Source organism: Cyanobium sp. NIVA-CYA 375, from assembly GCF_056108345.1.
This window is the reverse complement of the sequence record NZ_JBSYHW010000039.1, coordinates 1-24,364: the sequence shown is the minus strand read 5'-3', so window position 1 is coordinate 24,364 and position 24,364 is coordinate 1. Positions and strand designations below refer to the sequence as shown.

Sequence of the window (24,364 nt, the reverse complement as noted above, 5' to 3'; positions counted from 1 at the left end):
CCCTGCTCTCCGCTCTGGCGTCTGCCAGCGGCCAACTGCTGCAGTCGAGCCGGCTGGAAGAGAAGGTGAATCGCTGCCAGACAGCCAAGGCCCGGCTGGAAGCACTCGAACTGGGCCTGGAGCTAGGCCAGTTCAACCGCGACTACGCCGCCGAGACCCTGCTCACCTGCGTAGAAGCCACAGCAGCCCTCGACCCGGCCTTGGGACGCTCCGGAAACCGCCCCGCCCGCAGGCTTTAGGGTCGCAACGGCATCGGAGCTGCGCGTTAGCACACCACTTCAAGATAAACGACTAGCTAGGCAGCCTTGCCGCCCTAGCCCTGGTTTCCATGGGCTAGGGCGTCTGCCTGTTGGCGAAGCGAGGACCCTTAGCAGAGGAGACGAGTTAATCCGCGCTTTCCAAGCCTTCCATCCAGCGCCAGGCCAGCCGCAGCGTGTCCCCATCACCGAGGTTGCCAGGGAAGGTGAGCACCGGCAGTGGCTCTGGCAGATCAGCCAGCACCAAGGAAAGCCCCGGCAGCAGCTGGCCTTGCAATTCCACCGCCGCCAGAGCCAGACCATCGGCCAGCAGGGTGTGGGTGGTGATGCCCCCCTTGCTGATCAGGTAACCAAGCTGGGGCGCCAGGGCAGCAGCCAGCCGGGCCATCAGCGCCGCCAGAGCGTCGCCTAAGCGGCGGCGCAGCGCCACTGATCCGCACTGGAGCTCACCCCGGCTGGTGTACAGCACAGGCGTTTGCCCCTGGGCCAGCACCCGCCGCAACTGAACCAGCCAGTCGGCCTCCAGGGAAGCCAGCAGGGGCTCCGGCAGGGGGCCTTCCAGCAGCCGCGCCAACTTGGCGACGGGCAGCTCCAGCCCCACGCAGCGGGGCTCCGTCAGCAGCTGGGTGAGCTGGGCATCAGCCAAGGGCACGTGGGAGCCCACCAGCACCAGCCCTGGCTTGGGGCGGCGCAACCGGGCCAGGGCAGCTCCAGCCAGGGGCTGGGGCGGCAAAGCCGCTAAGGCCTGGATCCAACTGGCCGCCGACTGGGAAAGCAGCGCCCGGGGCCAGGCCTGGCGCACCACCTGGGCCAGGGCGGCCAGTTGCTCAGGTCGCTCCCCGTCAACGGCTACCACGGGCCCGCCGTCTAGGGCCGCCAGTCGCTCCGCCAGGGCCTGGCCGCCTTCGCTTACGGCCTCATCCAACTCGGCGCCCGTCAGACGCTGGACCTGGTGAGCAGCGATACGGCCCCCACTTTTTTCCTCCACCCAAACCGGTAGATCGCTGCTGGCGTAGCCAAACAGGCGGTCGCGGGCGAAGGCGGTTTCGTGCACGGGCTGGCCGTGCAGGAGATGCACCCCCTCCACGGTGGTGCGGCCCCCCTCAAAAAAGGCCGGGATCAACAAAGTGGCGGCAAAGGGGCCGAGCTCGGCCGCGATCACCTCCACCTCCAAAGGAAAGTGACCCCGCAGGGTGGAGTCGCCACGACTCACCAGCCACCAACGCTCAATGCCTGCCAAGGGCAGGGCCGCGGCCAGGGCCCGGCAGATCTGGCGCACCCGCTCCGCGGCCGCTGCCGGCGCCAGGGCCCGGGTGTTTGCCAGCAGAAACAGCAGCGGCGAAGGGTGCCGCAGCCCCGCCGCCAAGGTGGCGGCATCCCAACGCAGCAGCAGCGGGCAGCTGTGCACCGTCTGGGAGCCGGTGGGGTCATCGTCGATGACGATGACTTTGGAGGAGGCGGCCATGGCACCATCGTGCCGTGATGACTCCGGAGCCCTGGGAGCTGCAGGAGCTGGTGCGCGAGCTGCACCAGCAGGCTGCGCCCTGGCAACCCGCCGGCCTGGGCAGCCGACTCAACTGGGGGCCGCCAGTTATGGGCGCCAGCGCCACCGTGAGCTGTAGGCGGCTGAGCGGCATCGTTGAGCACAGCCCTGGCGATTTCACTGTGACGGCCCTAGCTGGTACGCCCCTGGTCGAATTGCAAGCCGAACTAGCCCACCACAGGCAATGGCTAGCCGTTGACTGGCCCTGGGGCAGTGACCTGGGCGGCCAAGCCAGCGGCAGCCTGGGCGGCCTGGTGGCCAGGGGCCTGGCCGGCGGGCTGCGCCAGCGCTATCTGGGCGTGCGCGACCAGATCATTGGCCTGGAATTGATCCGCAGCGACGGCACCCGCGCCCGGGCCGGGGGCAAGGTGGTGAAAAACGTGGCCGGCTACGACCTGATGCGCTTGATGGCGGGCAGCTGGGGGTCCTTAGGCCTGATCAGCAGCCTCACGCTGCGCACTATGCCGGAGCCACCCCAGCGGCGCGGCCTTAAACTGGAGGGGCCGCTCGAAGCCCTCGGACCCCTGGCCTCCTGGCTGCTGGGCTCAAGCCTCAGCCCGGAGCGGATCGACTGGTGGCGCCCCTCTGCCCGCCAAGAAGACAACACCGGGCTGCTGATCAGCCTGGCCAGCATCAACGCCCTCACTCTCAATGAGCAGATCGGCTGCATCGCCGCCAAGGCTGCTCCCTTGGCAATTACGGCCCAAACTCTTGAACCCGCCGAACTCGCAAGCCTGGTAGGCCAAAGCCAAGGGCCTGAAACTGGGTCCAGCGACTGGTTGCTGCGGCTGGCGGTGCGCCCCAGCCTGGCGACGGCCCTGCTCGCCGATCCAGCCCTGGCCGGCTTGCCGGTGGTCCTGGGGGCTGGCAGTGGCATCGGCCTGGCCTGGGCAACTGCCTCAGCCCTGCCGACCTACAAGGTGGAGGCGCTCAGGCGCCATTGCCAGCAGGGTGGCGGCTACCTGACGGTGTTGCGCCAGCCCGCCAGCAGCCAACTGCCGGCCTGGCTAGATGCCCCATCACGGCCCCTGATCGAAGCGATCAAGCGGCAGTTTGACCCGAAGCAGCAACTGTCGCGCGGTCGTCTGCCTGGAGTGAATCTGCCGGGAGTGGAGCCGCCCCGGAGCTGAGGCCGGCGATCCAGTCGAGCAGGGCAGCATTCACCTGATCTGGCACCTCGTCGTGGGGACAGTGACCCGCCTCGAGCACCACTTCCCTGGTGCCCGCAGGAGCATGGCGCTGGAAGGCAGCCCGCCGGCCCACGGCATTGATCCAGGGGTCGCGGATACCCCAAAGCAACAGCAACGGGCATGTCAGCTGGACAAACAACTCATCGAGGGGCTGGCCGCGGGGGATATCAAACACGGTGCGAAAAACACCGAAGGCACCCGGATCCAGCGATGGCCGCCGGATCGCCTCCACCAAGGCCTCATCGACGTTGGTCTTGTCGACATACACCTGGTTGAGGGTGCGGCGAATCGTGGTCGGCCGGCGCAAATTTTCAAACAACAACCGCTGCAGAACCGGACTTTTGAGCAGGGCTCCCGCAATGGTCTGGCGGGTGATCGCTCCCCAGCCCTTAGGCGGCGCCTGCTCATCGCTGAACGGCCCTGCCGCATTCAGCAGCACCACCCCGGCCGCCTTGTCCCCTAGGGCAGCGCCAGCCGCCAGGGCTGAAAAACCGCCAAGGGAATTGCCCGCCAGCACCGTCGGTCGGCCGATGCGCTCGTGCACGTATGCGGTCAGCTGGTCGCGCCAGAGGGGGCCGCCGTAGGCAAGTTCGGCCGGCTTGGCGCTGCGACCGAAACCCAGCAGGTCGATGGCGTGCACCTCATGGCGCTGGGCCAGCACGGGAATGTTGTGGCGCCAGTGGTCCGTGGAAGCACCAAAGCCATGCACCAGCAGGATCGCGGGACCCTCGGGCTCAGCTGGCGCCGCTGCGATGGCGTGCACTGGATGGCCGGCGTAGCTCCAGGGCTGGGGTACAGACAAGGAAGCCACCTTGATTTGTCCAGGGTGGTTGATGCTAGGGAGATCTGCGGCGCGCCATTGCCCCTCACCAGCCCTGACTGGAGCCCCTTCCTGCCGGGGATTGCCCTGTGGGCCCTGGCCCTCTACCTCCCTTTGAGCGGCCCCCTGGGGCGCCTAGAGGAAGCCCTGGCCGCGGGCTCCCTGCCGAGCGCTGTTCAGCAGGTGGTGTTGGTTATTAGCAGCCTGCTGCTGGCCCTGGCCATCGGGGTGCTGGCCGACCTGGGCCTGAGCTGGGCCCTGGGCCCCGACTGGGCCAGCAGCCTCGGCCTGATCGCTGCCGGCTGGGGGCTGTTCACAGCGCTCGCCAGTCGAGCCAGGGAAGACGGGGAATGATTGCTGGTGTGCGGGCCCGGTAGGTGGCGTAATCGGGGTGGACAAGCTCAAGGGCCCGCTCCTCGCGGCGCGCCTTACCGCCCAGCACGGCCACCAGGGCCAGCAGCAAGGCCAGATGCAACAGGCTGCCCAGGGCCAAGCTCACCCCCAGCGAACAAAGCAGCACCGCTTGATAGAGGGGGTGACGGCAACGGCCGTAGGCGCCGCTTGTCACCAATGGGGCGCCAGGAATCGGATCAGGCAGGGGCGTAAGGCTGGAGCCCAGCCCCCAGAACGCCTGAGCCGCCAACACCAGGCCCAGCAGTAGCAAAACGGCGCCGGCCAAAGCCAGGGGCAGGGGCCAGGCGTAGCCCCAGGCGCCGGGGGCAGGCCAGGGCGGCAGCAGGTGGGCAGCAATCAGGGCCAGCTGGGCCAGCAGCCACCACTCACCGTGGCGGTTGTCTAGCCAGCCCGCCCAACTCAGACCCCAGCGCTCAGGTTGGAATTTCGGCAAGTGGATCAAGATCCGGACCTCCAGCGCTGCCACCCAGCACCAGTCTGAGCAGGATCGGCGCCAGGAAGGTGGTGCCGATCACCATCAGCAAGATTGCGGCCTCCAGCGGCTTGGTCAGCAGGCCAGCCTGGGTACCCAGGCCAAGAAAAATCAAACCAACCTCGCCGCGGGGCATCATCCCCAAACCCACCACCAACCGGTTGGTTTTCTCCTTGCTGATGTAGCTCCAGCCGGTTGCCACCTTGCCCACAATCGCCACAGTGAGCAGGAAGGCCGCCACGATCAGACCCTCCCGGTTTTCGGGGTTCATCGGGTTGAGCACCGAGAGATCCATGCCTGTGCCAATCAGCACGAAGAAGATCGTGGCAAACAGGGCAACTAGGGGCTTAACGGTGTCCTGTATCGCATGGGTGTGCTTAGAAGAGCTGAGAATCAAGCCCGCAGCGAAAGCGCCAAGAGCCGCTTCCAGGCCGATCGCCTGGGCCACAAAGCAGCAGAGCGACAACACCACGAAGGCCGCCACCACCACTTCGCCAGGGGCCTTGAGCTGGTCGAGCAGCCAGTCAAAGCCGGGAGCGGCCGTGCGGCTCAGGAACAGGGCTGCGGCCACAAACACTCCTGCCGCCGCAACCAACTTCAGGATCGGGCCAGGGCTGAAGCCCTCGCCGCCAGCCAGGCTCACCACCACGGCAAGGATCACGATGCCGAGGATGTCATCGAGTACGGCCGCACCGATCACCGTCTGACCCTCGCGGGTGCGCAGAAATTTCAACTCACCAAACACGCTGGCGGTGATGCCGATGCTGGTGGCCGTCATCGCCGCACCGGCGAAGATCGCCGGAATCAGGGGCACATGGAAGATGTAATAAAGGCCCGCAGTACCTAGGACAAAGGGAAGCACCACCCCAGTTACGGCAACGGTGGTGGCTTGGGCACCCACCGCTACCAGCTCATCGAGCTCACTTTCCAGACCGGTAAGGAACAACAGGGCAAACAGGCCGATCTGGGAAACCGCCTGCAGATTCGGAAAGGTCTCGGCGTAGATCTCCTGCACCTTTTCCGGTGAAAGATCCGCCAGAGAGCTAAGCAAGCCCAAGCCCCAACTACTGAGTTGGACCTGGGTTTCGGGCGGCACAATCAAATGCAAACCAGAGATGCCTATCAGAACACCTGCTACCAGCTCCCCCAAAATTGTGGGCAGCTGCACCCGCACCATCAGCTCTGCCAGCAGCCTGGCCGCCACAAAGATCACCAAAAATTCGCCCACCGAAATAAGGGTTTCAGCAACTTCGGCTTGGTGACTGCCGATTTCAAGCAAAAGCGCTGGCAGAAGCATGAAACGGTGGGTGCTCAGTAGTTGAAGGCGCGACCTTAAAGCCACCCCTCCCAACGTGTTCGGTCCCACATCTCTATTAGGGCGGAGGTTTGGGCTTTAGCAACCATCGCTACGGTTTGAATATTCAGTTGGTGACGCGGGCTATGTCAGAGCAATTGCAGCGTCTTGATGCCTGGTGGCGGGCCGCCAACTATTTAGCGGTGGGGATGATCTACCTGCAGGACAATCCCCTGCTGGCCGAACCGCTGCAGCCCGCTCACATCAAAAGCCGGCTGCTGGGGCACTGGGGCTCGAGCCCGGGCCAATCCTTCATCTGGGCCCATGCCAATCGGGTGATCCGGTCCCACGACCTCAACATGATCTATCTGTCTGGTCCGGGCCATGGCGCCCCGGGGGTGCTGGCACCTATCTACCTGGATGGCTCCTACAGCGAAACCTATCCAGACAAGTCAACAGATGCTGCCGGCATGCAGCGCTTTCTCAAACAGTTTTCCTTCCCTGGCCACATCGGCAGCCACTGCACACCCGAAACCCCTGGCTCGATCCACGAGGGCGGCGAGCTCGGCTACGTGCTCTCCCACGCCTGCGGGGCGGTGTTCGACAACCCCAGCCTGATCGCCCTGGCCTGCGTCGGCGATGGCGAGGCGGAAACCGGGCCCTTGGCGACCAGCTGGCACATCAACAAGTTTCTCAACCCCGCATCCGACGGCGCCGTACTGCCGGTGTTGCACCTGAACGGCTACAAAATCGCCAACCCCACCCTGCTGGCCCGCATTCCCAGGGAGGAGCTCGCCAGCTTGATGCGGGGCTACGGCTGGGAGCCCCTGTTTGTGGAAGGCAGCGAGCCGATGGCGATGCACCAAGCCATGGCAGCCGCCATGGATAGCGCCATAAACCGCATTCAGGAGGTGCAGGCGGAAGCCCGCCGCAGTGGCGATCCCAGCAACGTCAGCCGGCCCCGCTGGCCAATGATTGTTTTGCGATCGCCTAAGGGCTGGACAGGGCCGGCGGAGCTGAATGGCAAAAAGCTGGAAGGCTTCTGGCGCAGTCACCAGGTGCCCCTAACCGATCCCAAGAGGGACCCAGCCCAGCTAGAGCGACTCGAGGCCTGGCTGCATAGCTACCGCCCCGGCGAACTCTTCGATGGGCAGGGCACCCTGAACGCCGAGCTGCGGTCCCTCTCGCCCAGCGGCCAGCGCCGCATGGGCTCCAATCCCCATGCCAATGGTGGGCTGCTGCGCCGGCGCCTGCACCTGCCACCGGTCACTGACTACGCCGTGCCCGTCGAGCAGCCGGGCCAACACGAGGCCGAAAACACAGCTCCCCTTGGAGAGCTGCTGCGCGATGCCATCGCCCTCAACCCCGATTCCGTGCGGGTGTTCGGACCGGATGAAACCGCCTCCAACCGGCTGCAAGCCATCTATGAGGTCAGTAAAAAGGTGTGGATGGAGGAATTTCTGCCGGAAGACCTCAACGGCGGCGAGCTCTCTCGCAGCGGCCGCGTTGTCGAGATGTTGAGCGAACACACCTTGGTAGGGATGATGGAGGGCTACCTACTCACCGGCCGCCACGGCTTTTTCCACACCTACGAGGCCTTCGCCCATGTGATTGCTTCGATGTTCAACCAGCACGCCAAGTGGCTGGAATCTTGCATTCACCACGCCCCCTGGCGGGCGCCAATCTCCCCGTGGAACTGTCTGATCTCCAGCACCGTGTGGCGCCAAGACCACAACGGCTTCACTCACCAGGATCCTGGCTTCATCGACCTGGCCGGCAACAAGAGCGGCGAGGTGGTGCGCGTCTATCTACCGGCAGATGCCAACAGCCTGCTGGCGGTAGCTGAACAGGCGCTGCAGGAGACAAACGTGTGCAACATCATCGTTTCTGACAAGCAGAAACACCTGCAATATCTAACAATTGAGCAGGCCCGGGCCCACGTAGCAAAGGGCATCGGCCTGTGGAGCTGGGCCTGCAACGACGACTGCGGCACCGACTTCGACGAGCCTGATGTGGTGATGGCCTGCGCTGGAGACATCCCCACCAAGGAAACCCTGGCCGCAGTTGAAATTCTGCGGCGTGAAATCCCGAGCCTCAAAATCCGAGTGCTCAATGTGGTGAAGCTATTTGCTCTCACCACTCCGGGCGAACACCCCCACGGCCTCAGTGATCGGGACTTTGACAGTCTGTTCACCACAAACCGGCCGGTTATCTTCAATTTTCACGGCTACCCATGGCTAATCCACCGACTCACTTACCACCGCACCAACCACACCAACTTCCACGTGCGCGGATACAAAGAGAAAGGAAACATCAATACCCCCCTAGAGCTGGCAATGAACAATCAGATCGACCGTTTCAACTTGGTTATTGATGTGATTGACCGGGTTGCGGGTCTTGGCTCCCGCGCCGCCCACGTCAAAGAGCGCATGAAGGAGGCGATCTTGGCCAACCGGGCCCACGCCCATGAGCACGGCATGGATGCGGAGGATGTCACCAACTGGCGATGGAATCCACCGGCCGCCGCAGCCCATGCGGGAGGATGCCTCAAATGAGCGACCTTCAACCCAGCAACCTGCGCCTGCCCACACCGGGGTGCTACGCCGATCCGGATCGCAGTGGCCTGAACGCCGACGACGTTTTCGACGGCATGACCAAGCACCTCTTTTACACGCTCGGCAAGCTCGCCCCCACGGCCAGCCGCCACGACCTCTACATGGCCCTCAGCTATGCGGTGCGCGACCGGCTGATGACCAGATACCTGGCTGGCATTGAGGCGCTCAGTGCCACCCCAACCCGGGTGGTCGCCTACCTTTCCGCTGAATTTCTGATTGGGCCCCAACTGGGCAACAACCTGTTGATGTTGGGCATCCAGCAGGAAGCGGCCGAGGCCCTGCGCCGTTTCGGCATCAACGACATCAACGACATCCTCGACGTCGAAGAGGAGCCTGGCCTTGGCAACGGAGGCCTGGGTCGGCTGGCGGCCTGCTTCCTGGAATCGCTGGCCTCGCTGGAAATCCCAGCCACCGGCTACGGCATTCGCTATGAATTCGGCATTTTTGACCAGCTGATTCGCGATGGCTGGCAGGTGGAGATCACCGATAAGTGGCTCAAAAGCGGCTGGCCCTGGGAGCTACCCCACCCCGATCAAGCCTGCTTCGTGGGCTTCGGCGGCCACACTGAGAGCTACCGCGATGAGCACGGCACCTACCGGGTGCGCTGGATTCCGGCCGAGCACGCCATTGGCGTTCCCCACGACGTGCCGGTGCTGGGCTACCGGGTCAACACCTGCGACCGGCTGCGATTGTGGCGAGCCGATGCCGCCGAATCGTTCGACTTCTACGCCTTCAACAGCGGCGACTACTACGGCGCCGTAGAAGAGAAGGTGGGCTCCGAGACCCTCTCCAAGGTGCTCTATCCCAACGACGGCACCGATGAGGGTCGGCGCCTGCGCCTGAAACAGCAGCACTTCTTCGTGAGCTGCTCCCTCCAGGACATGATCCGCAACCTCGATGCCCGCGGCATCCCGATCACGGATTTCCCCGATCACTGGGCGGTACAGCTCAACGACACTCACCCGGCCATCGCCGTAGCTGAGTTGATGCGCCTGCTGCTCGATGACAAGCACCTGGACTGGGAGGTTGCCTGGAACATCACCAGTAGCTCACTTTCTTACACCAATCACACCCTGCTACCGGAGGCCCTGGAAAAGTGGGGCTTGGGGCTATTTGGCTCCCTGTTGCCCCGCCACCTGGAGCTGATCTACGAGATCAACCGCCGCTTCTTGCAAGAGGTGCGCTTGAAATATCCTGGCAACGAGCAGATCCTGGCCAAGGTATCAATCATCGATGAGGAGGGCAGCAAGGCCGTCCGCATGGCCAATCTGGCCACCGTTGCTTCCCACCACGTCAACGGCGTAGCAGCCCTGCACAGCGAACTGGTCAAAACCGAGCTCTTTCCGGAATTTGCGGCCCTATGGCCCGAGAAATTCACCAATGTCACCAACGGTGTCACACCCCGGCGCTGGGTGGCCCTGGCCAACCCCCAACTCTCAGCCCTGCTGAACGAGTCGATCGGCACCGGCTGGATTAACGATCTCGATGAGCTGCGCCGCTTGGAGCAGTTCGTTAACGACAGCAGCTTTCTTGAGCGCTGGGAAGCCACCAAGTTCGGGGTGAAGGGGCAGCTGAGCCGTTATATCCATAGCCACTCTGGAGTCCTGGTCGATCCCACCTCCCTGTTCGACGTGCAGGTGAAGCGGATCCACGAATACAAGCGCCAGCACCTAAATGCCCTGCAGGTGATCGCCCAGTATCTGCGCATAAAGAACGGTCTGGCTGAGGGTATGGCGCCGCGAACGGTGATCTTCGGCGGCAAGGCTGCACCGGGCTACTACATGGCCAAACTTATTATTCGTTTCATCAACGGCATCGCCGAAAAGATCAACTCCGACCCCGACATGGAGGGCCGGCTGCGGGTGATCTTCTTGGCCGACTACAACGTCAAGTTGGGTGAGCGGGTTTACCCCGCCTCCGATCTATCTGAGCAGATCTCCACTGCTGGTAAGGAAGCTTCCGGCACCGGCAACATGAAGTTCGCCATGAACGGAGCGCTGACCATCGGTACTCTCGATGGCGCCAACGTAGAAATCCGCGAACAGGTAGGTGCGGAGAACTTCTTCCTGTTCGGTAAAACCGCCGAGGAGATCTCCGAGCTGCACCAGTCGGGCTATCGACCCTGGGAGCTGATCGGCAGCATGCCTGAACTGGCCGAGATCCTGCGATTGGTGGAGCAGGGTCACTTCAGTAACGGCGATGGCGACCTTTTCCGGCCGCTACTGCAGAACCTCACCGGCAGGGATGCCTTCTTTGTGCTGGCCGACTTCAACGACTATCTGCGTGCCCAAACCGAAGTGGATCGGGCCTGGGCCGACAGGGGCCGTTGGAACCGCATGTCGTTGCTGAATTCAGCCCGTAGCGGCTTCTTCTCTTCAGATCGCTCAATCCGCGACTACGCAGAGCGGATCTGGAAAGCTGAAAGCTTCCCGGTCACGATCACCTGCGAGCTCGATTAACCGGGCAAGTCTGGGGTTTGGTGAAGTAGCCGATTTAGCCGCAAGCGATCGGCATTAAGCGGATCGGGAGCCAGCTCACCTGCCACCTCCCGAAACTTTTGCTCCACCTCGTCGGGCACCCGCACGTCAAAGATGCGTTCCATCAGCGCTTCTATGGAGAACAGATGGGCGTTGATGTTCTCCAGATCGGCCATGGCCTGCTGGACAGCATCGGGCTCAGCGCCCTGATCCTCAACAGCTCCTGACCCTGCTACTTGGCCGGCGGGGGCCTCATTGGCGGCAGCTTCAGCCGCTTCCTGCTGCTTCTGCAACTCTTCCATCACCCGGCCAGCCAGGGTGCGAAACGATTGCAGCGCAGCCCAATTGAGCTCCTGCTGCTGACGCAGGGTGGGATTTTCGCGGATCAATCGGTCATGTTCCCGATAAAACCGCTGGCAATCAGGGCATTGGCAGGGCTCTTCGGGCACCGCACTCCCTTGGGTTGGCAATCCCCATCATGGCACTCACACCGCCAGGGGGCCCTGGTCGCAGCAATCATCGCCAAATTCGTCGACCTCACCACTGGCAGCCGGCAGGGGGATCTCGATCGAGGTCACCACGTTGATCACGTCGCGCAGCCGCATCGAGTCAGCAAACCAACCCATGGCCTGCTCAGTGTCGCCGCTCCGCTCGGCATCGGTCGCCTGCTCTTCGTGGGCCTCGGCTAGCAGGGCCAGCCAGCAGAGACAGCGGGCCTGCACTACCGAGAGGTCGAGCTCATCAGGCTGGCCATCGGCGATGCGTTCGCTCTCCTGCTGCACCAGCAGACGCAAACGCAGATCGTGAAGCTGGGTCATCGCGGTCAGACGACTAAAGCCACGCTAGCCCCGATGCTCCAAATACGTAGGCCACCACTGGTAGTGCTCGCTACTCAGTGCCATTAAAGCCATGCCATTGAAGGAGTTGCTTGCAGATGCTTCCAGGTAACAACGGGGCTGGCGGGACTCGAACCCACGACCTACGGTTTAGGAAACCGTCGCTCTATCCGGCTGAGCTACAGCCCCATACGCCGGCATTATGGAATGCGAAAGCAGGCGAGGTGATCGCGATCAGCGCCTCAGCCACCTCCAAGGAGGTGGCTGAGGCGCCTGGTTGAGGAAAGTCCGGGCTCCCCAATGGCCAGGCTTGCTGGGTAACGCCCAGTGCGGGTGACCGTGAGGACAGTGCCACAGAAACACACCGCCGATGGCAAGGGGCTCGCCCCCCGCACAGGTAAGGGTGCAAGGGTGCGGTAAGAGCGCACCAGCAGCATCGAGAGGTGCTGGCTAGGTAAACCCCGGCCGGGAGCAAGGCCCAGGGACAACGGTTGGCCATGATTCCCGTCCCGATTCAAGTGCGCCGCTCGAGGCCGCCGGCAACGGCGGTCCCAGACAGATGATCACCCCCCACCGGCTCGCTAGTGGGAGAACAGAACCCGGCTTACGTCCTGCTTTCACCCCCTTTTCCCCGCCAGCCCATGCGGCCCGAACGCCACCAGCAGCTGGTTGCCTTCCTGCGCTCTCTGGGCCTGAAGGTTGGCGACCGCGACCTTGCACCCATCGAGGAGGCCCTCAGCCATACCTCAGCGGGCCTGGCCCGCAACCACGAGCGCCTGGAATTCCTGGGCGATGCCGTGCTGCGCCTGGCCGCAGCCGAGTTTCTGCAACGGCAATACCCAAGCCTGAGCGTTGGGCGCTGCTCGGCCCTGCGAGCCCAATTGGTGAGCGACCGCTGGCTGGCCGAACTGGGCGAGCACTGCAAGATCGAATCCGTGCTGCACCTAGGCCCGATGGCCAGCGGCGACCAGGCCGGACGGGCCACTGTGCGGGCAGAATGTTGTGAAGCCCTGCTGGGTGGCCTCTATGAAGCCTGGGGCGCCGGCCAGGGCGGACTGGAGCCGGTGCACCGCTGGCTCACCCCTCACTGGCAGCGCAGCAGCAGCGAATTACTGGCCGATCCAGACCGCCACAACTGGAAGTCGGCCCTGCAAGAGTGGTCCCAAGCAGCCGGGCTGGGCCTGCCGCACTACGACTGCCAGGAGCGCAGCCAAATCCACGCCGACCCACGCCGGTTCCAATGCAGCGTGGCGATTGTGGGCCAGGAAATCTATGCAGGCTGGGGGCCCTCAAGGCGCAGCGCCGAACAGGAGGCCGCCAGGGCCGCCCTCGCTGTGATCAGGCCTGCTCGAGAGTCTTGAGCGGCATGGTCACGAGCTTGTCCCAGTTGCCGCCCTCGAACAGCACGGCAGCCTGCTTGCCGCTGATCCGCTGCACAAAGCCCCGGTAGCCGTTGTAAATCGAACGGTCGTCGCGCACCACCACGGTGGAGCCCGGCAGGATCGGCATATCAGCCATGGTTTAGGCGAGGCATAGGTCCATTATCGGGGGACGCGGGAAGTAGCTGGCCATGGCCGATCAAACCAGCAGCAGCCAAAACCCCACTCCTGCCCCCGAAGATCTGCTCGTGGTTGGCAAGGTGGTGTCAGCCCAAGGGCTGCAGGGCGAGCTGAGGATCCTGCCCATGAGCGATTTCCCGGAGCGCTTCACCCGGGCAGGCCGGCGCTGGTTGCAGCGGCGGGAAGAGGCGCCGCGGCAGGTGGAGCTGCTGAGCGGCAGGCAACTGCCAGGCAAGGAGCTGTTTGTGGTGCGGCTCGCCGCCATCGACAGCCGGGAAGCAGCCGAAGCCCTGGTCGGTGATCAGTTACTGGTGCCCCTAGCGGACCGCCCCAAGCTGGCCAAAGGCGAATTTCACTTGCTCGACCTAGTGGGCACCGAAGTGCGGCTGCTGGAGAATCAACTACCAATTGGCCGGGTTCGCGATCTGATCCACGCTGGCAACGACCTACTGGAGGTGGAACAGGAAACCGCCGATGGCCCGCGGCGACTGCTGATCCCCTTCGTGACTGCGATCGTGCCGGAAGTACATTTGGATGAGGGCTGGATCGGCATCACCCCGCCCCCCGGGTTGCTGGAGCTCTAAGCGACTATTCGGCTGCAGCTATTGGCTGAATATCTGGAAGTGGCCTTGAATAGGGCCACTTAGGCGGGCCGGCCCATGGCGGACACTTCTACAACTCCGAGCCGTGCTCTCGTTCCAGTGATTTTATGCGGCGGCACCGGCACGAGGCTGTGGCCCCTGTCGCGAGCTAGTTACCCCAAGCAGTATTGGCCCCTGGCAGGCACGGGAGAAGACACCCTGCTGCAGCAAACCCAGCAGCGCCTGAAGAGCTTGCCGGGCCTCAGCGCACCTCTGCTGATCTGCAATGAAGACCACCGCTTCATCGTGGCCGAGCAATTGCGCCAGATCGGCGTGGAGCCCCAAGCGATCCTGCTGGAGCCGATCGGCCGCAATACCGCCCCGGCGGTGGCTGTGGCAGCGCTGCAGGCCACGGCCCATGGGGAAGATCCCCTGCTGCTGGTGCTCGCGGCAGACCACGTGATCCGCGATGCCGCCACCTTCCGCGCCACGGTAGCGGCGGGGATGGCAGCAGCTGAGGCAGGCCAGCTGGTCACCTTTGGAATCGTGCCCACAGCGCCAGAAACGGGCTACGGCTACATCGAAGCAGCCGAGTCGCTAGTGGGCGCCAGCGCGCCGGTGCCGATCGCCCGCTTTATCGAGAAGCCTGATCGTGCCACCGCCGAGCAATTTCTTGCCACTGGACGCTTCACCTGGAACAGCGGCATGTTCCTGTTCAAGGCCAGCGCGATCCTGGCGGAATTAGAGCGGCTGGCTCCTGAAGTGGTGAGCGCCTGCCGTTCCTCGCTGGAGCACGACAGCGCCGATCTCGACTTCCTGCGGCTGGAGCGGGAGGCCTTTGCCAGCTGCCCAAGCGTGGCTCTGGATGTGGCGGTGATGGAGCGCACCGACCGCGGCGCCGTGTTGCCCCTGGAGGCAGGTTGGAGTGATGTGGGCAGCTGGAGCGCCCTGTGGGAAACCGCCGATCAAGACAGCGACGGCAACGTGCTGCGGGGCCGGGTGATCAGCGAGGGGAGCCGCAATTGCTATCTACGCAGCGAGCATCGGCTGGTGGTGGGTCTCGGTGTGGAGGATCTGGTGGTGGTGGAAACCGATGACGTCGTGCTGGTAGCCCACCGCGACCAGGCCCAGGAGGTCAAAGCAATAGTGGGGCTGCTGGAGAGGGAGGGGGCCCCAGAGAGCAAGGCCCACCGCAAGATCTACCGCCCCTGGGGCTCCTACGACGGCGTCACCGAGGGTGAGCGCTGGCAGGTGAAGCGGATCGTGGTCAACCCCGGTGCCAGCCTGTCGCTGCAGATGCACCACCACCGCGCCGAGCACTGGATCGTGGTACAGGGAACAGCAGTGGTGGAAAAGGATGGAAACCTGGAGCTAGTAGGTGAAAATCAAAGCACCTACATCCCCCTGGGTTGCCGCCATCGGCTCTCCAACCCAGGCAAAATCCCTGTTGAGCTGATTGAGGTGCAGAGCGGCCCGTACCTGGGCGAAGACGACATCGTCCGCTTTGAAGATCGCTACGGACGCAGCGATAATGCCCTCACTCCGACCCTCACTCAACCGTGACGCTCTTGGCCAGGTTGCGGGGTTGGTCCACATCCAGGCCCCGGTGGGCCGCGATGTGATAACTGAGCAGCTGCATCGGGATCACGGTCAGCAGCGGACTGATCAACTCATCTACCGCAGGCACCGGCAGCAAAACATCAAACAGCTCCGCATCTGGGCAGTCGGGCGCCACACCGATCAACTGGGCGTCGCGGGCCTTGGCCTCCTGGGCGTTGCTGAGCACCTTGTCGAACACCGCGCCTGGCATGGCAATTGACACCACGGGCACCTTTGCATCAAGCAGGGCGATCGGCCCGTGCTTCATCTCGCCGGCCGGATAGCCCTCGGCGTGGATGTAGCTGATCTCCTTGAGCTTGAGAGCACCTTCCAAGGCAATCGGGTAGTTGATGCCACGGCCCAGGAAGATCACGTCCTGGGTGCCCTCGAAGCGGTGGGCCAGGGCGGCGCAGCGCTGGTCGTGGTCTGCCACTAGGGCTTCTAGCTGCTGGGGCAACTGGCGCAACGCGGCCACCAGCGCCTTGAGCTCGTCGCGGCTGCGGCCCGGGCTAACGCCACCCTGCGGCTGGGCCAGCCGCCGCTCAGCAAATGCCAGAGACAACCCATAGAAAGCCAGCAGTTGGCCAAGGAAGGTCTTGGTGGCGGCAACCCCCACCTCGATGCCGGCGCCAATATCAAGAATGTGGTCCACCATCCGGGCCAGGGAGCTTTCGGCCCGGTTGGTGATGCCCAACAGCCGCGGCCGGTAGGCCGGATCGGCCACAAGCCTGCGACGCTCCTGCTCCATGGCAAGGGCCGCCAGGGTGTCTGCGGTTTCCCCAGACTGGGTGACGCCGATTGTGAGCGCGTGGGGGCTCAGCGGCGGCGGTGCATACCGAAATTCGCTGGCATAAAAAACGCTTGTGGGAATACCGGCCAGCTGCTCCAGCAAAAAGGCGCCCACCTGGGCGGCATGGCGGCTGGTGCCGCAGGCCAGGATCTGGATGCGCTCAACACCCTCAAACACCTCAGCCGCCAGAGGCAGCGCCACCAGTGGGGTCAGCTCGCCAGCCAGGGACTCGGGCAGGTGCCGGGCCACCCAAAGGGCCGCCGTTTCGGGCTGCTCGTGGATCTCCTTGAGCATGAAATGGCGGAAGCTGCGCTTATCCGCCACGTGCTCGGTGCCGCTAAGCAGGCTGGGGTTGCGTTGCACCCGCTGGCCTGCGGCGTCATAAAGCTCGATGCCCAGCGGAGTGAGTAGAGCCACCTCGCCGTCTTCCATCGGCAGGATCGTGCGGGTGAAGCCCGCCAGGGCCGGGGTGTCGCTGGCACAAAGAAACTCCCCCTCCCCCAGGCCGATCAGCAGGGGCGCAGCCTTACGGGCCACCACCAGCGCTCCAGGGGCTTCTGCCCACACCACTGCTAGGGCATAGGCACCCTGCAGCAGCGGCAGCACCACCTGCAAAGCAGCCAGTAGCAGCGCCGGGGAGGCCTGGCCACCTGCCGCCCGGCGGCGCTCCAGCTCCCGAGCCAGCAGGTGCGGAATTACCTCGGTGTCCGTCTCGGAGAGGAAAACCACGCCTTCCGCCTGCAGCTCCTCCCGCAAGCCGCGGTAGTTCTCGATAATGCCGTTTTGCACCACCGCCAAACGGCCAGAGCCATCGAGGTGAGGGTGGGCGTTGCGCTCCTCCGGCTTGCCGTGGGTAGCCCAGCGGGTATGGCCGATGCCGCAATGGCCCGGAGCCCCCTGGGCCTCAAAACGGGTCGTGAGATTCACAAGCTTGCCTTCTGCCTTGAGGCAATGGAGGCCAGCCCCGTCAACGGTGGCAATGCCGGCGGAGTCGTAGCCGCGATATTCCAGCTGACGCAGCCCCTCCAGTAGCTGGGGAGCAGCCTCCCGCGATCCAATCAGGGCAACGATGCCGCACATAGGCCTGGGCCAGCGAGGAGCGCAACAAAAAAGCCCGGCTAAAGGCCGGGCTTGAGCTTATTGGCAATAGCGCCAATGATCTTCAGTAGGACAAGCCCATCGAGCGACTGGTTTCGTCGCCCAAGTAGACGCGAATGCTGAGGAAGTCGGTGGGGCAAGCGGTTTCACAGCGCTTACAGCCAACGCAATCTTCAGTGCGGGGAGAGGATGCGATCTGACCGGCCTTGCAGCCATCCCAGGGCACCATCTCGAGCACATCGAGTGGGCAGGCACGCACACATTGGGTGCAACCGATGCAGGTGTCGTAGATCTTGACGGCGTGGGACATGGGCCTGAGCCGGGAACAAACGGCGTGGAACCCAACGTACCCACAGTCTCCGGACCCGCAGCAATGGAGCCCTCAGCCCGTCACCCTTGTTCATACGCCGGAAGGCCGCCAGACGGGTGACCCGTAGAGTGCATCGACTCTCACAGCGGCCATGTCCCAGGAAGCGATCTACGAGAAAGTGCGCTCGATCGTTGCCGAGCAGCTCAGCGTTGATGCTGGGGAAGTGAAGCCCGAATCAAATTTTCAGAATGATCTGGGTGCCGATTCCCTCGACACTGTCGAGTTAGTTATGGCTCTGGAAGAAGCATTTGACATCGAAATTCCGGACGAAGCTGCCGAGGGCATCACGACTGTTGGCGATGCCGTCAAGTTCATTCAGGACAAGCAGGCCTGAGCCACCCCATGGTGCAGGGTCTCCAGCGCGTCGTCGTCACCGGTCTCGGCGCGATCACACCGATCGGTAACGACGTCTCCAGTTATTGGGAGGGTCTGAGTACTGCGCGAAACGGCGTTGCGGGGATCACCTTGTTTGATGCCAGCCGTCACGCCTGCCGCTTTGCCGCCGAAGTCAAGGATTTCGATCCCTCCGGCTGGCTTGAACTCAAAGAATCCAAGCGTTGGGACCGGTTCTGCCAATTTGGGGTAATAGCCGCCAAACAAGCTGTTAGCCATGCGGGGCTGACGATTGATGAATCCAACCAACACCGGGTCGGTACGGCCATCGGCTCAGGCGTTGGCGGTTTGCTGATGATGGAGACCCAGGCTCACGTGCTCAAAGATCGGGGCCCCGATCGGGTCAGCCCTTTCTGCGTGCCGATGATGATCCCCAATATGGCCACTGGCCTGACGGCGATTGCCCTGGGCGCCAAAGGACCCAGCAGCGCGGTAGCTACCGCCTGCGCAGCCGGTTCCAATGCCATCGGTGACGCCTACCGGCTGATCCAGTTAGGCCTAGCCGACGTGATGGTGGCAGGCGGGGCCGAATCCGCCATTACCCCGTTGGGCGTGGCGGGTTTTGCCAGCGCCAAGGCGCTGTCCTTCCGCAACGACGACCCCAGCACTGCCAGCCGCCCCTTCGACGCCGAGCGCAACGGCTTCGTGATCGGCGAAGGCGCCGGGGTGATCGTGCTTGAGAGCCTGGAACACGCCCAGGCCCGCGGTGCCCAGATCCTGGCGGAGGTGGTGGGCTACGGCATGACCTGCGATGCCCACCACATCACCTCCCCTTCCCCCGGGGGTGTCGGTGGCGCTGAAGCCATGCGTCTTGCTCTCAAGGATGCCCGCCTTGAGCCCGGTGAGGTCGACTACGTCAACGCCCACGGCACCAGCACTCAGGCCAACGACAGCAACGAGACTTCAGCCATCAAGAGCGCCCTCGGGAATCGGGCTTATCAGATTCCCGTCAGCTCCACCAAATCGATGACAGGCCATCTCCTTGGAGGCAGCGGTGGCATTGAGGCGGTGGCAGTGGTGCTGGCGATGGAGCACAACCTCGTGCCACCTACGATCAACTACGAAAATCCAGATCCGGCATGTGATCTGGATGTGGTTCCCAATCAGGCCAGGGAACATACCCTCAATGTCGTGCTCTCCAACTCCTTCGGATTTGGCGGTCACAACGTCTGCCTGGCCTTCCGCCGCATGGCGTGAGCACCCTCCCCTCCCCTCCACACCAGTCCTAGCCATGGTCGCCGCCCCCCCTACCTCCCTCGAGTCGCTCTGCGTCAACAGCATCCGCTTTCTGGCGATCGACGCGGTCAACAAATCGAATTCCGGTCACCCAGGGCTGCCCATGGGCTGTGCACCGATGGCGTTCGCCCTGTGGGACAAGGTGCTGAAGCACAACCCCAAGAACCCCAAGTGGTTCAACCGGGATCGCTTTGTGCTCTCGGCTGGCCACGGCTGCATGTTGCTTTATGCGCTGCTGCACCTCACCGGCTACGACTCGGTGACCATCGAAGACATCAAGCAGTTCCGCCAGTGGGGCAGCCGAACCCCTGGTCACCCTGAAACCTTCGAAACCCCAGGAGTTGAGGTCACCACCGGCCCCCTGGGCCAAGGCATCTCCAACGCCGTTGGCCTGGCCATCGCCGAAGCGCACCTGGCTGCCAAGTTCAACAAGCCCGGCTGCGAGCTGGTGGACCACTACACCTACGTGATCATGGGTGATGGCTGCAACCAGGAGGGTGTGAGCAGTGAGGCAGCTTCCCTGGCCGGCCACCTGGGCTTGGGCAAGCTGATTGCTCTTTACGACGACAACCACATCACCATCGACGGCAACACTGCCGTGTCCTTCACCGAGGACGTGCTGAAGCGCTATGAGGCCTACGGCTGGCATGTGCAGCATGTAGCGGATGGCAACACCGATGTGGCCGGAATCGCCCGGGCGATTGAGGCCGCCAAGGCAGTCAGCGACAAGCCCAGTTTGATCAAGGTGACTACCACGATCGGCTACGGCTCGCCCAACAAGGCCAACACTGCCGGCATCCACGGCGCGGCCATCGGAGCCGATGAGGCCGAGCTCACCCGCAAGGCCCTCGACTGGAATTACGGGCTCTTCGAAATACCCCAGGACGCTTACGACCACTGGCGCCAGGCGATCAGCCGCGGTGAAGCCCTCGAAGCCGCCTGGAACGCCAGCCTGGCCACCTACCGCAGCCAGTACCCCACTGAAGCCGCCGAATTCGAGCGCCAGCTGCGCGGCGAACTGCCCCAGGGTTGGGATTCGACCCTGCCGAGCTTCAGCCCCGAAGACAAGGGTCTGGCCACCCGCATGCACTCCTACAACGCCCTCAATGCGTTCGGCCCGAACCTGCCTGAGCTGATCGGCGGCTCCGCTGACCTGACCCACTCCAACCTCACCGATATCAAGGGCGAGGCCAGCTTCCAGAAAGGCGGGGAGGCCAACCGCTACCTGCACTTCGGTGTGCGCGAACACGCCATGGCAGCGATCATGAATGGCATCGCCTACCACGGCAGTGGCCTAATCCCCTATGGCGGCACCTTCTTGGTGTTCGCCGGCTACATGATCGGCGCCATGCGCCTTTCGGCCCTGAGCGAGCTGGGTTGCATCTACGTGCTCACCCACGACTCGATCGGCCTGGGCGAAGATGGCCCCACCCACCAGCCGGTGGAAACCCTCGCCAACCTGCGCGCCATCCCCAACCTGCTGGTGATCCGCCCCGGCGACGGCAACGAAACCATGGGGGCCTACCAGGTGGCCGTCACCAACCGCAAGCGCCCCACCGTGCTGGCCCTCAGCCGCCAGGCCATGGCCAACCAACCCGGTTCGGCGGCAGCCCATGTGGCCAAGGGCGGTTACATCCTCGAAGACAGCAACGGCAGCCCCGAGCTGATCCTGATCGGCACCGGTACTGAACTGGAGCTCTGCACCAAGGCAGCAGCCCAGCTGCGCGCCGAAGGCAAAAACGTGCGGGTGGTCTCGATGCCCTGCATCGAGCTCTTCGAGGAGCAAGATGCCGCTTACCGCGAAAGCGTGCTGCCCGCCGCCGTACGCAAGCGGGTTGTGGTGGAAGCATCAAGCTCCTTCGGCTGGCACAAATACAGCGGCTTCGATGGCGCCTGCATCTCGATCGACCGCTTCGGCGCTTCGGCTCCCGGCCCGGCCTGCATGGAGAAGTTTGGCTTCACCGTCGACAACGTGGTTGCCACTGCCAAGGCGCTGGGCTGATTCTCCGACTCGGCCCACGCCCCAAGCATTCAGGCCCCGCCGCAAGGTGGGGTTTTTTTGTAGCTGCAGGTCTGGCCTGGGTTGTGAAATGAACTGAACACCCACTGAAAAAGCCCGGGGGGCGCCCCCCGGGCTCTCAAGCTTGCCAAGCTGATCGACTGACAGCTCAGACCGCCGCGGCGGTTACCTCAACTGCTTTCTGCTCCGCCAGCACCTGCTCCAGCCCAGCTAGATCCTCATCGGTGATCTTGGTTTGCATTGGGCAGTGCTTGGGGCCGCACATTGAGCAAAACTCAGCCTGCTTGTAGATATCAGCAGGAAGAGTTTCGTCGTGGTATTCGCGAGCCCGCTCAGGATCCAGGGAGAGATCAAACTGCTTGTTCCAGTCGAAGGCGTAGCGGGCCCGGCTGAGTTCGTCGTCCCGGTCGCGGGCGCCGGGGCGGTGGCGAGCGATATCGGCGGCGTGGGCAGCGATCTTGTAGGCGATCAGGCCCTCGCGCACATCCTCGGCATTGGGCAGGCCCAGGTGCTCCTTGGGGGTCACATAGCAGAGCATGGCCGTGCCATACCAACCAGCCATCGCCGCGCCGATGGCGCTGGTGATGTGGTCGTAGCCGGGGGCGATGTCGGTAACCAGGGGGCCGAGCACATAGAAGGGGGCCTCGCTGCACTCCTCCATCTGCTTTTTGACGTTGAATTCGATCTGATCCATCGGCACATGGCCTGGACCTTCAACCATCACCTGGATGTCGTGCTCCCAAGCGCGGCGGGTGAGCTGGCCGAGGGTTTTGAGCTCAGCCAGCTGGGCGGCGTCGGAGGCGTCGTGCTGGCAACCCGGCCGCAGGGAGTCTCCAAGGGAGAAGCTGCAGTCGTAGCGCTTAAAAATTTCGATGATGTCATCGAAGCGCGTGAACAGGGGGTTCTGTTTGTGGTGATAAAGCATCCACTGGGCCAAGATCCCGCCACCGCGGCTAACGATGCCGGTAAGGCGACCCTTCACCAGGGGCAGGTGCTCAATCAGCAGGCCGGCGTGGATCGTCTGGTAATCGACCCCCTGCTGGCAGTGCTTCTCGATGATGTGCAGGAAGTCGTCGGCGTCGAGCTTCTCGATCGAGCCATGCACGCTCTCGAGCGCCTGATAAACGGGCACCGTGCCGATCGGCACCGGCGAAGCATTGATGATCGCCGTGCGCACCTCATCGAGGTTGACGCCACCGGTGGAGAGATCCATCACCGTGTCGGCGCCATATTTCACTGCCAGGCGCAGCTTGGCCACCTCCTCATCAAGATCGGAAGCGTTGGGAGAGGCGCCGATGTTGGCGTTCACCTTGCAGCGGCTGGCGATGCCGATCGCCATCGGCTCCAAATTGAGGTGGTTGATGTTGGCCGGAATGATCATCCGCCCCCGGGCCACCTCCTCCATCACCAGCGACTCGGGCAGGTTTTCCCGCTTGGCCACATAGGCCATTTCTTCAGTCACTACGCCCTGGCGGGCGTAATACATCTGGGAATAGTTCGCGGTGCCACGACGCTTCTCGATCCAGGCGCTACGCATGTGAGGCTACAGATAGGGCGGGGCGCAGCCTGAGAGTGGTTTCACAATCCAATTCCACTTCCCTGCGCCGGCATTACCCGGATCAGGTTCGGAGGGTGTGATCTCAGCCCGAAGCCGCATAAATGCAGCGGGGCACCCCTAGTGACCTATCCAACCTAGCTCTGTAGACCATTGAGCGCCGCGGCCACCACCCGGTGGTCGGGGTCGGCCTGGAGCTGCTGCAGCAAGGCGCGGGCCTCGGCATCGCCCTGCTCCCGCACCAGGCGAGCCAGGATTTCGGCGCCACCCACCCGCACCGTGCCATCGGCATCTGTGATCGCCATCGAAGCCAGCTCCAGCAACCAGGCCGGATCAATGGCCGGCTGCTCGGCCAGGGCCGACAGGATGCTGCAGCGCACCAGCCACTGCTGATCGGTTGAAAACACATCACGCAGCAGGGGCCAGGCCCGCTCAAGGGAATGGCTCACCAGGGAGTTGGCAGCTTCGGCTCGCACATTGGCGTCCTCATCGCCCTGCATCGCAGCCACCAGCGCCTGCCAGCCGGCCTCGTTTTGCTTCACCCCAAGGCCGGCGCAGCTGAGCGAACGCACCATGAACATGCTTTGCTCCAGCCCGATCAGCAGTAAGGGCACGGCCTGCTCCACCGGCACCTCCCGCAGTCCCACCAGGGCGGGCATGGCCCGACTGGGGTCTCCGCAAAGGATGGCCTCACGCAGGGCCGCAAGATCGGGGGAAGGATTGGTCGGATTGGTCATACATCCCCATCCTGGCGCAGGGCCGCCAGCAGCTCTCGCCGCCGCCGCCGCCGCCCCACGGCACTGGTTACAAGCAGGCCCGTGCCGATCAGCAGGGCCGGCAGGGCTGGAATCCGATCGACGCCGCGGCGCTGCAGCAGCACCAGCAGCGCCAGCAGGATCAACAGGGGCGAGGAGAGGGCCAGCAACCCACGCAGCCAGGGCCTTTGCCTCACGGGCGCCGCTCCATCCAGCGCAGCAGGCTCAAGGTGAGCACGCCAATGCCCACCGGCAGAGACGCTTCGTCGGGAGCAAAGCTGTTGCTATGCAAAGGCGCGCAGCCCTGAGGCCCCGCCACCCCCAAGCGAAACATGGTGCCGCGGGTGCCATCGAGCAATTCGGCGAAATCCTCTGCTCCCAAAGACGGTTGCTCAAGCCACTGCACCTGGGGGCGGTGACTTTCAGGAAAGTTGTCACTCCTTGGCTGCCATTCAGGCGGCCTTGATTAAGGGTAGCGCCATGAGCGGAT

At 63.8% G+C, this 24,364-nt stretch carries 23 protein-coding genes, 1 tRNA gene, 1 other RNA gene, 1 pseudogene and 1 riboswitch; of the genes and pseudogenes, 12 read left to right on the top strand and 14 right to left on the bottom strand.

Features of this window, described 5'->3' with window-relative positions; genetic code table 11:
- Positions 1–239: hypothetical protein (locus AC01FP_RS10710; RefSeq protein WP_474480073.1), on the top strand; the 239-nt coding region annotated here is incomplete at its 5' end.
- Between the two features lie 145 nt (positions 240–384).
- On the opposite strand, the gene AC01FP_RS10705 is transcribed toward AC01FP_RS10710, so the two are convergent.
- A complete protein-coding gene (locus AC01FP_RS10705; protein ID WP_474480072.1) occupies positions 385–1,722 on the bottom strand; it encodes a four-carbon acid sugar kinase family protein in 1,338 nt (445 codons plus the stop codon).
- Positions 1,723–1,739: 17 nt separating this feature from the next.
- Between AC01FP_RS10705 and AC01FP_RS10700 the strand changes: the two genes are divergently transcribed.
- The gene (locus tag AC01FP_RS10700; RefSeq protein WP_474480070.1) at positions 1,740–2,930 is read left to right on the top strand and encodes an FAD-binding oxidoreductase; all 1,191 of its coding nucleotides are present in this window, start codon (positions 1,740–1,742) and stop codon (positions 2,928–2,930) included.
- Here the strand turns inward: AC01FP_RS10700 and AC01FP_RS10695 are convergent.
- Positions 2,842–3,792 carry an alpha/beta fold hydrolase gene (locus tag AC01FP_RS10695; protein ID WP_474480068.1) on the bottom strand — a complete coding sequence of 317 codons (951 nt, stop codon included), beginning with the start codon at positions 3,790–3,792 and terminating at the stop codon, positions 2,842–2,844. The genes AC01FP_RS10700 and AC01FP_RS10695 overlap by 89 nt on opposite strands.
- Before the next feature lie 24 nt (positions 3,793–3,816).
- Between AC01FP_RS10695 and AC01FP_RS10690 the strand changes: the two genes are divergently transcribed.
- Positions 3,817–4,164 carry a hypothetical protein gene (locus tag AC01FP_RS10690; protein ID WP_474480066.1) on the top strand — a complete coding sequence of 116 codons (348 nt, stop codon included), beginning with the start codon at positions 3,817–3,819 and terminating at the stop codon, positions 4,162–4,164.
- Here AC01FP_RS10690 and AC01FP_RS10685 read toward each other — a convergent pair.
- Both AC01FP_RS10685 and AC01FP_RS10680 read right to left on the bottom strand, forming a co-directional pair.
- Entirely contained in the window at positions 4,124–4,657 is a 534-nt protein-coding gene (locus AC01FP_RS10685; RefSeq protein ID WP_474480063.1) for a methyltransferase family protein, read from the bottom strand. The genes AC01FP_RS10690 and AC01FP_RS10685 overlap by 41 nt on opposite strands.
- Positions 4,638–5,993 (bottom strand): cation:proton antiporter, encoded by a 1,356-nt coding sequence (locus AC01FP_RS10680; RefSeq protein WP_474480061.1) that lies wholly within the window; start codon positions 5,991–5,993, stop codon positions 4,638–4,640. The genes AC01FP_RS10685 and AC01FP_RS10680 overlap by 20 nt, the downstream gene beginning before the upstream one ends.
- Before the next feature lie 143 nt (positions 5,994–6,136).
- Between AC01FP_RS10680 and AC01FP_RS10675 the strand changes: the two genes are divergently transcribed.
- Together AC01FP_RS10675 and AC01FP_RS10670 are read left to right on the top strand one after the other, a co-directional pair.
- The gene (locus AC01FP_RS10675) at positions 6,137–8,545 is read left to right on the top strand and encodes a phosphoketolase family protein (protein ID WP_474480059.1); all 2,409 of its coding nucleotides are present in this window, start codon (positions 6,137–6,139) and stop codon (positions 8,543–8,545) included.
- Entirely contained in the window at positions 8,542–11,064 is a 2,523-nt protein-coding gene (locus AC01FP_RS10670; protein WP_474480058.1) for a glycogen/starch/alpha-glucan phosphorylase, read from the top strand. The genes AC01FP_RS10675 and AC01FP_RS10670 overlap by 4 nt, the downstream gene beginning before the upstream one ends.
- Here AC01FP_RS10670 and AC01FP_RS10665 read toward each other — a convergent pair.
- The 3 genes from AC01FP_RS10665 to AC01FP_RS10655 form a co-directional block, all read right to left on the bottom strand.
- The gene (locus AC01FP_RS10665) at positions 11,061–11,531 is read right to left on the bottom strand and encodes a hypothetical protein (RefSeq protein WP_474480075.1); all 471 of its coding nucleotides are present in this window, start codon (positions 11,529–11,531) and stop codon (positions 11,061–11,063) included. The genes AC01FP_RS10670 and AC01FP_RS10665 overlap by 4 nt on opposite strands.
- A gap of 36 nt (positions 11,532–11,567) precedes the next feature.
- Positions 11,568–11,900, bottom strand: a complete 333-nt coding sequence (locus AC01FP_RS10660) for a hypothetical protein (protein ID WP_474480056.1) — start codon at positions 11,898–11,900, stop codon at positions 11,568–11,570.
- Between the two features lie 133 nt (positions 11,901–12,033).
- Positions 12,034–12,107 (bottom strand) — tRNA-Arg (locus AC01FP_RS10655).
- Between the two features lie 23 nt (positions 12,108–12,130).
- On the opposite strand from AC01FP_RS10655, the gene rnpB reads away from it, so the two are divergent.
- An RNA gene (gene rnpB, locus AC01FP_RS10650) (RNase P RNA component class A) lies at positions 12,131–12,540 on the top strand.
- A gap of 19 nt (positions 12,541–12,559) precedes the next feature.
- Positions 12,560–13,279, top strand: a complete 720-nt coding sequence (locus tag AC01FP_RS10645) for a ribonuclease III family protein (RefSeq protein ID WP_474480055.1) — start codon at positions 12,560–12,562, stop codon at positions 13,277–13,279.
- Here the strand turns inward: AC01FP_RS10645 and AC01FP_RS10640 are convergent.
- The gene (locus AC01FP_RS10640; RefSeq protein ID WP_474480053.1) at positions 13,257–13,436 is read right to left on the bottom strand and encodes an NAD(P)H dehydrogenase subunit NdhS; all 180 of its coding nucleotides are present in this window, start codon (positions 13,434–13,436) and stop codon (positions 13,257–13,259) included. The genes AC01FP_RS10645 and AC01FP_RS10640 overlap by 23 nt on opposite strands.
- 52 nt (positions 13,437–13,488) lie before the next feature.
- Here AC01FP_RS10640 and rimM point away from each other — a divergent pair, with 52 nt between their 5' ends.
- Positions 13,489–14,061, top strand: coding sequence for a ribosome maturation factor RimM (gene rimM, locus AC01FP_RS10635; RefSeq protein WP_474480051.1), 573 nt, complete (start codon positions 13,489–13,491; stop codon positions 14,059–14,061).
- A gap of 75 nt (positions 14,062–14,136) precedes the next feature.
- Entirely contained in the window at positions 14,137–15,621 is a 1,485-nt protein-coding gene (locus AC01FP_RS10630) for a mannose-1-phosphate guanylyltransferase/mannose-6-phosphate isomerase (RefSeq protein ID WP_474480050.1), read from the top strand.
- On the opposite strand, the gene glmS is transcribed toward AC01FP_RS10630, so the two are convergent.
- Both glmS and psaC read right to left on the bottom strand, forming a co-directional pair.
- Positions 15,608–17,527 carry a glutamine--fructose-6-phosphate transaminase (isomerizing) gene (gene glmS, locus AC01FP_RS10625; protein WP_474480048.1) on the bottom strand — a complete coding sequence of 640 codons (1,920 nt, stop codon included), beginning with the start codon at positions 17,525–17,527 and terminating at the stop codon, positions 15,608–15,610. The genes AC01FP_RS10630 and glmS overlap by 14 nt on opposite strands.
- An 82-nt stretch (positions 17,528–17,609) precedes the next feature.
- Entirely contained in the window at positions 17,610–17,855 is a 246-nt protein-coding gene (psaC, locus tag AC01FP_RS10620; RefSeq protein WP_006042515.1) for a photosystem I iron-sulfur center protein PsaC, read from the bottom strand.
- A gap of 151 nt (positions 17,856–18,006) precedes the next feature.
- On the opposite strand from psaC, the gene acpP reads away from it, so the two are divergent.
- Genes acpP through tkt form a run of 3 tightly spaced genes read left to right on the top strand, consistent with a single transcriptional unit; the run spans position 18,007 to position 21,546 of the window.
- Positions 18,007–18,249, top strand: a complete 243-nt coding sequence (gene acpP, locus AC01FP_RS10615) for an acyl carrier protein (protein ID WP_106632933.1) — start codon at positions 18,007–18,009, stop codon at positions 18,247–18,249.
- Positions 18,250–18,257: 8 nt separating this feature from the next.
- The gene (gene fabF, locus AC01FP_RS10610) at positions 18,258–19,505 is read left to right on the top strand and encodes a beta-ketoacyl-ACP synthase II (protein WP_474480045.1); all 1,248 of its coding nucleotides are present in this window, start codon (positions 18,258–18,260) and stop codon (positions 19,503–19,505) included.
- 34 nt (positions 19,506–19,539) lie between these two features.
- Positions 19,540–21,546, top strand: coding sequence for a transketolase (gene tkt, locus AC01FP_RS10605; RefSeq protein WP_474480044.1), 2,007 nt, complete (start codon positions 19,540–19,542; stop codon positions 21,544–21,546).
- Between the two features lie 166 nt (positions 21,547–21,712).
- On the opposite strand, the gene thiC is transcribed toward tkt, so the two are convergent.
- The 4 genes and pseudogenes from thiC to AC01FP_RS10585 all read right to left on the bottom strand — a co-directional run.
- Positions 21,713–23,101 (bottom strand): phosphomethylpyrimidine synthase ThiC, encoded by a 1,389-nt coding sequence (gene thiC / locus AC01FP_RS10600; protein ID WP_474480043.1) that lies wholly within the window; start codon positions 23,099–23,101, stop codon positions 21,713–21,715.
- 42 nt (positions 23,102–23,143) lie between these two features.
- Positions 23,144–23,251: riboswitch (TPP riboswitch) on the bottom strand.
- A gap of 5 nt (positions 23,252–23,256) precedes the next feature.
- On the bottom strand, positions 23,257–23,856 hold the full coding sequence (locus AC01FP_RS10595) for a HEAT repeat domain-containing protein (protein ID WP_474480041.1): 600 nt from the start codon (positions 23,854–23,856) through the stop codon (positions 23,257–23,259).
- Entirely contained in the window at positions 23,853–24,071 is a 219-nt protein-coding gene (locus AC01FP_RS10590) for a DUF3188 domain-containing protein (protein ID WP_474480039.1), read from the bottom strand. Before AC01FP_RS10590 ends, AC01FP_RS10595 begins: the two co-directional genes overlap by 4 nt.
- Positions 24,068–24,283, bottom strand: a pseudogene (locus tag AC01FP_RS10585) (hydrolase); the annotation flags it as partial. The gene AC01FP_RS10590 and the pseudogene AC01FP_RS10585, both read right to left, overlap by 4 nt.
- Positions 24,284–24,364: the final 81 nt, after the last annotated feature.

Excerpts from the sequence above, each read along its gene's own strand:
- AC01FP_RS10705 (WP_474480072.1), bottom strand. The coding sequence starts at position 1,722 with ATGGCCGCCTCCTCCAAAGTCATCGTCATCGACGATGACCCCACCGGC.
- AC01FP_RS10700 (WP_474480070.1), top strand. The coding sequence starts at position 1,740 with ATGACTCCGGAGCCCTGGGAGCTGCAGGAGCTGGTGCGCGAGCTGCAC.
- AC01FP_RS10680 (WP_474480061.1), bottom strand. The coding sequence starts at position 5,993 with ATGCTTCTGCCAGCGCTTTTGCTTGAAATCGGCAGTCACCAAGCCGAA.
- AC01FP_RS10675 (WP_474480059.1), top strand. The coding sequence starts at position 6,137 with ATGTCAGAGCAATTGCAGCGTCTTGATGCCTGGTGGCGGGCCGCCAAC.
- AC01FP_RS10670 (WP_474480058.1), top strand. The coding sequence starts at position 8,542 with ATGAGCGACCTTCAACCCAGCAACCTGCGCCTGCCCACACCGGGGTGC.
- AC01FP_RS10660 (WP_474480056.1), bottom strand. The coding sequence starts at position 11,900 with ATGACCCAGCTTCACGATCTGCGTTTGCGTCTGCTGGTGCAGCAGGAG.
- AC01FP_RS10645 (WP_474480055.1), top strand. The coding sequence starts at position 12,560 with ATGCGGCCCGAACGCCACCAGCAGCTGGTTGCCTTCCTGCGCTCTCTG.
- AC01FP_RS10640 (WP_474480053.1), bottom strand. The coding sequence starts at position 13,436 with ATGGCTGATATGCCGATCCTGCCGGGCTCCACCGTGGTGGTGCGCGAC.
- rimM (WP_474480051.1), top strand. The coding sequence starts at position 13,489 with ATGGCCGATCAAACCAGCAGCAGCCAAAACCCCACTCCTGCCCCCGAA.
- AC01FP_RS10630 (WP_474480050.1), top strand. The coding sequence starts at position 14,137 with ATGGCGGACACTTCTACAACTCCGAGCCGTGCTCTCGTTCCAGTGATT.
- glmS (WP_474480048.1), bottom strand. The coding sequence starts at position 17,527 with ATGTGCGGCATCGTTGCCCTGATTGGATCGCGGGAGGCTGCTCCCCAG.
- psaC (WP_006042515.1), bottom strand. The coding sequence starts at position 17,855 with ATGTCCCACGCCGTCAAGATCTACGACACCTGCATCGGTTGCACCCAA.
- acpP (WP_106632933.1), top strand. The coding sequence starts at position 18,007 with ATGTCCCAGGAAGCGATCTACGAGAAAGTGCGCTCGATCGTTGCCGAG.
- fabF (WP_474480045.1), top strand. The coding sequence starts at position 18,258 with ATGGTGCAGGGTCTCCAGCGCGTCGTCGTCACCGGTCTCGGCGCGATC.
- tkt (WP_474480044.1), top strand. The coding sequence starts at position 19,540 with ATGGTCGCCGCCCCCCCTACCTCCCTCGAGTCGCTCTGCGTCAACAGC.
- thiC (WP_474480043.1), bottom strand. The coding sequence starts at position 23,101 with ATGCGTAGCGCCTGGATCGAGAAGCGTCGTGGCACCGCGAACTATTCC.
- AC01FP_RS10595 (WP_474480041.1), bottom strand. The coding sequence starts at position 23,856 with ATGACCAATCCGACCAATCCTTCCCCCGATCTTGCGGCCCTGCGTGAG.